This window comes from Propionivibrio soli (assembly GCF_025770765.1).
GTDB classification, from domain to species: domain Bacteria; phylum Pseudomonadota; class Gammaproteobacteria; order Burkholderiales; family Rhodocyclaceae; genus Propionivibrio; species Propionivibrio soli.
In genome coordinates, this window is sequence record NZ_JANZKY010000027.1 from 1 (window position 1) to 4407 (window position 4407).

Here is a 4407-nt window from a genome sequence, read left to right on the forward strand (position 1 = left end):
AAGAGCCTCTCGAACGAATGGGCGAGCCAGGGCGTGAACGTCAATGGCATCGCCCCAGGCTACATGGACACCGAGATGAACACCGCGCTGCTTGCCGACCCGACCCGCAGCCGGCAGATCCTCGAACGCATCCCGGCCGGCCGCTGGGGGAAACCGCAGGACATGGTCGGCGCCGCCGTCTTCCTCGCTTCCTCCGCCTCCGATTACGTCAATGGCACCATCCTCACCGTCGATGGAGGGTGGATGGGACGCTGAGGCCGTCGAGATCACCAATAAAAGAAACTTGCATCTGGAGGGAAGAGCATGTTTGTCAAAGGGTTGGTCAAGGGGATGGAGTGGCTGCTCATCGCCATTCTCGGGTTGATGGTCATACTGGTCTTCGGAAACGTCGTTCTCCGGTATGGCTTCAATTCCGGCATTGTTTTCTCTGAAGAGGTCTCGCGCTTTCTGTTCGTCTGGATGGTTTTTCTCGGTTCGGTCCTGATGCTCAAGGACAACGGTCACCTCGGCGTCCACACATTGACCAAGAAGATGTCGCTGGGGGGAAAGAAAGCCTGCAAGTTCCTCAGCGATTTGATCACGTTCGGGTGTTGCATCCTGCTTACCATCGGCGGTTGGAAAGTCGTCGTCCTCAACATGCCGAACATCGCCCCGGTGTCCGATATCCCGCTTGGTGTCGTCTTCGTCGCTTGCCTCGTCTGCAGCGTCGGTATGGGGATTCTCTTGCTCAATTCGATGTATCGCTTGTTGGCGGGCAAGATGACCGAGCAGGAAATGTGTCCCGACTTTGACGACGCGCTCTAGCAGGGAACAGGAGAAAACAAATGACCGTCACAATCTTCCTGGTATCACTGTGCGGCGCCATGTGCATCGGCATGCCGGTGGCCTTCGCGCTTCTCGTCTGCGGCGTCTCGTTGATGGTGCACCTTGGCCAGTTCAATACGCACATCCTTGCGCAGAACCTGATATCCGGTGCCGACAATTTCCCCTTGATGGCCATCCCGTTCTTCATGCTCGCCGGCGAGATCATGAACAAGGGCGGAATTTCGCAACAGATCGTGAATGTCGCCAACGCGCTCGTCGGGCACATTGAAGGCGGGCTGGGCTACGTTGCCATCATCGCCGCGCTTATCCTGGCGGCCATCTCCGGGTCCGCGGCGGCCGATACCGCTGCATTGGCGGCTGTCGTGATTCCGATGATGCGCAAAGCCAACTACAACGTGGGGCGGTCGGCGGGGCTGATTGCCGGAGCAGGGTGCATCGCTCCGATCCTGCCTCCTGCGATGCCGCTCGTTCTGTTCGGTGTGGTAGCGCAGTTGTCGATCACGAAGCTCTTCTTTACTGGGATCTTCCCCGGTTTGATCATGGCGCTGTCCTTGGTCATCACGTGGAAAATCGTCGCCCGCAAGGATTTCGCCAATTCGCCCAGGCAGTCCTTCGACCTCATGGCCCTACTGAGTGCCCTACGTAAGGCGGTATGGGCGCTGACGCTTCCCATCATCATCATCGGGGGCATGAAGAGCGGCATCTTCACACCGACGGAGGCGGCTGTGGTCGCGGCCGTGGTGGCTCTCCTGGTCAGCGTTTTCATCTATCGCGGAATGAAGTTCGGCGATCTGCCGAGATTGCTCTTGCAGGCTGCGAAGACGTCGAGTTCGATCATGCTGATCGTCGCTGCATCGATGGTGTCTGCGTGGCTGATCACGATTGCCGATATCCCGTCGCAAGTCACCAGCCTGATGGAACCGTTCATCGACAACAAGCTCATGCTGATGGTCGTCCTCATGTTGTTGGCGTATGCGGTTGGCACGGCGCTCGACTTGGCGCCTACGGTACTCATCCTGACGCCGGTGATCATGCCACTCGTCAAGCAGGCGGGGATCGATCCCTATTACTTCGGCATCATGTTCATGATGAATAACGCGATCGGTTTGATCACACCGCCGGTCGGGACCGTCCTCAACGTCGTGTCGAGCGTCGCGCGAGTCAATCTCGATACGGTCATCAAGGGGATGTTTCCCTTCCTGGTCGCAGAAACGCTGGTCATGTTCTTGTTGGTGCTCTTTCCGCAGTTGGTGCTGATCCCGGCGCGCTGGTTTTACTGACCTGCCGAGGACTCGCGAAGCATAACGTTGTTGTTGCAACTCCCGAGTCCATCCCAGCGAGGAGCGGATGAGGGACAGGGGTCGTGGTCTATCCGTTAACTGGAGAAATGAGATGAAACTAAGGAAAAGCCTGATTACGTCGCTGCTCGCGGTTGGATTGGTTGCTGGGGGCATGGGGGCGGCACATTCGGAAACGCTGAAATTCGCTTCAGAATCTCCGCGTACAGACACGCAGTCGATCGCCGGCGAGCGTTTCAGCGAACTGCTCAAGGCGAAGACCAACGGGGCGTTGGATATCAAGATCTTCGCCGACAGCTCACTCGGTGCCTTCCAGGCGGCGATCTCGGGCGTACGTGGCGGAACGATCGACATGGCGGTTTCCGGTTCGGCGAACTTCAGCGGATTGGTGCCGCTCCTGGGTGTTTTCGACATTCCGTTCATGTTCAAGGATTCGGCGCATGCCTATCGCGTGCTCGATGGCAAGGTCGGGCAGGAGATGCTCGACAAGCTCGGCGAGTTCGGCATGAAGGGCCTCGCTTTCTGGGATAACGGTTGGCGCGAATTGACCAACTCCAAGCATCCGGTGCATACGCCGGCCGACGTCAAGGGGCTGAAAGTGCGTACGACGGGTAGTCCGGCGCACATTGAAGCCTTCAAACTGCTTGGCGCCAACCCGGTGCCGATGCCTTTGGCCGAGCTTTATACGGCGCTGGAAATGAAGACCGTCGATGCGCAGGAGCATCCGCTCGGCGTTCTCTGGTCGGCCAAATTGTATGAAGTCCAGAAGCATTTGAGCCTGACCAACCACGCCTACAGCGCGCTGATCCTCGTCATGAACAAGGCGAAGTTCGATTCGCTGCCGCCTGCGCATCAGAAGGCGCTTGTCGAGGCGGCCCGTGAAGCGGGCCAGTATCAGCGCGAACTGAATAACAAGAACATGCAGAAAGTCATCGACGACGTGAAGAAGGCGGGCATGCAGGTGGTCGAGAAGGTCGATCCGGCCCCGTTCCTCGAGGCGACCAAGCCGGGCCGCGACACGTTCACCGCGAAATTCGGCGGCGCTGACATGATCAAGCAGATCGACGCCGTTCGCGACGCCAAGTAATCCTCTTTCGTTTGTTTCCGTTTCCCCCGTGGCGGTTGCCCTGTCGCAGCCTACCGCGGGGGAAAGTTCATCTGGGCCTGGCGTTCGTCGCGTGGATGGGTTCGATGTTGGCTCCTAGGGAAACTACCTATACGAAAATAATGAAACAGTGTTTCAAAAAAATAGATTTCCTGCGACAATGCTCGTATTGGCCGGATTTCGTGGCTTGCCGAGATGAACGAAAAACTAAACTCGAGCATCGATAAGACCCTGAGCATTCTTGAATTCGTATCGCGGAGCACGCGAGGGGTGTCGCTGGCCGAGATCGTCAAGGTGGTGGGGATTCCGAAGACCACGGCGTTTAGAATCCTGGACGTGCTTTTGGCTCGCGAGTACGTCGCGTGGGACCAGGACAGCGAAAGATACAGCATCGGCCTGAAGACCGTCGAGGTCGGCCTCAGTGGGCTCATCGGGCAGGACATCGTTGAGGTATCGATCCCGTATTTGCGTGAGCTGGCCACAACCGTCGGAGAAACTTCCTTCCTTGCGGTGTACAACAACGGCGATGTGGTTTATCTCTACAAGGCCGAGGGAAATCAGGCGATCGTGACAACGGCGACGCTCGGCAGCCGCCGCCCGGCCTATTGCACGGCGCTCGGTAAAGCGATTCTTGCCAATCTGCCGATCGAGGAAGCCGACCGCATCTTCGAGAAGCCGCTGGAAAAATTGACCGAGAAAAGTGTCGTCGACCGCATGCAGCTGCACGAGGAATTCGCGCACATCCGCATGAACGGTTACTCGATCGACGACGAAGGAATCGAAGTGGGTCTGTACTGCCTGGCAGTCCCGATCTACAACTATACGGGAGGCGTGGTTGCGGCGATCAGCGTCTCCGGGCCGGTAAAGCGTTTCTGCGATAACAAAGAACGGATCGTCGAGGAATTGAAGCACGTGGGCGCAATGATTTCGAGGCGCCTGGGCTACGTGAGGGCCATGAGAGGCGTGTGACAGGGAAGATGGTCGTCCGTCAAACGCCTGGAAATTTTATCGGGAGGGCTTGTTCGGCAAGCCCGGATTGTTTTTTTGGATAGGAGTTGCAAATGGCAAGCAAGGACAGGCTATCGGTGTTGTTGGGGATGATGGAGCAATCGATCATTCCGGTGTTTTACCACCCGGACGAAGAAGTGTGCGTGAACGTCATCCAGGCGTGCGCCAACG

5 protein-coding genes are annotated in these 4407 nt (G+C 57.6%); all 5 read left to right on the top strand.

Annotated elements, in window-relative coordinates; genetic code table 11:
• Positions 1 to 255 (top strand): SDR family oxidoreductase (locus tag NZ453_RS21730; RefSeq protein ID WP_263773098.1); only part of this gene is annotated, 255 nt, incomplete at its 5' end.
• A gap of 48 nt (positions 256 to 303) precedes the next feature.
• The gene (locus tag NZ453_RS21735; protein WP_263773100.1) at positions 304 to 804 is read left to right on the top strand and encodes a TRAP transporter small permease; all 501 of its coding nucleotides are present in this window, start codon (positions 304 to 306) and stop codon (positions 802 to 804) included.
• A 20-nt stretch (positions 805 to 824) separates the two neighbouring features.
• On the top strand, positions 825 to 2105 hold the full coding sequence (locus tag NZ453_RS21740) for a TRAP transporter large permease subunit (RefSeq protein ID WP_263773101.1): 1281 nt from the start codon (positions 825 to 827) through the stop codon (positions 2103 to 2105).
• Between the two features lie 112 nt (positions 2106 to 2217).
• A complete protein-coding gene (locus tag NZ453_RS21745; RefSeq protein WP_263773102.1) occupies positions 2218 to 3210 on the top strand; it encodes a TRAP transporter substrate-binding protein in 993 nt (330 codons plus the stop codon).
• 213 nt (positions 3211 to 3423) lie between these two features.
• A complete protein-coding gene (locus NZ453_RS21750) occupies positions 3424 to 4197 on the top strand; it encodes an IclR family transcriptional regulator (RefSeq protein ID WP_263773104.1) in 774 nt (257 codons plus the stop codon).
• The last annotated feature ends 210 nt before the right edge of the window (positions 4198 to 4407 follow it).

Bases quoted from the DNA above. Each gene is read 5' to 3' on its own strand.
- NZ453_RS21740 (WP_263773101.1), top strand. From the start codon at position 825: ATGACCGTCACAATCTTCCTGGTATCACTGTGCGGCGCCATGTGCATC.
- NZ453_RS21750 (WP_263773104.1), top strand. From the start codon at position 3,424: ATGAACGAAAAACTAAACTCGAGCATCGATAAGACCCTGAGCATTCTT.
- NZ453_RS21735 (WP_263773100.1), top strand. From the start codon at position 304: ATGTTTGTCAAAGGGTTGGTCAAGGGGATGGAGTGGCTGCTCATCGCC.
- NZ453_RS21745 (WP_263773102.1), top strand. From the start codon at position 2,218: ATGAAACTAAGGAAAAGCCTGATTACGTCGCTGCTCGCGGTTGGATTG.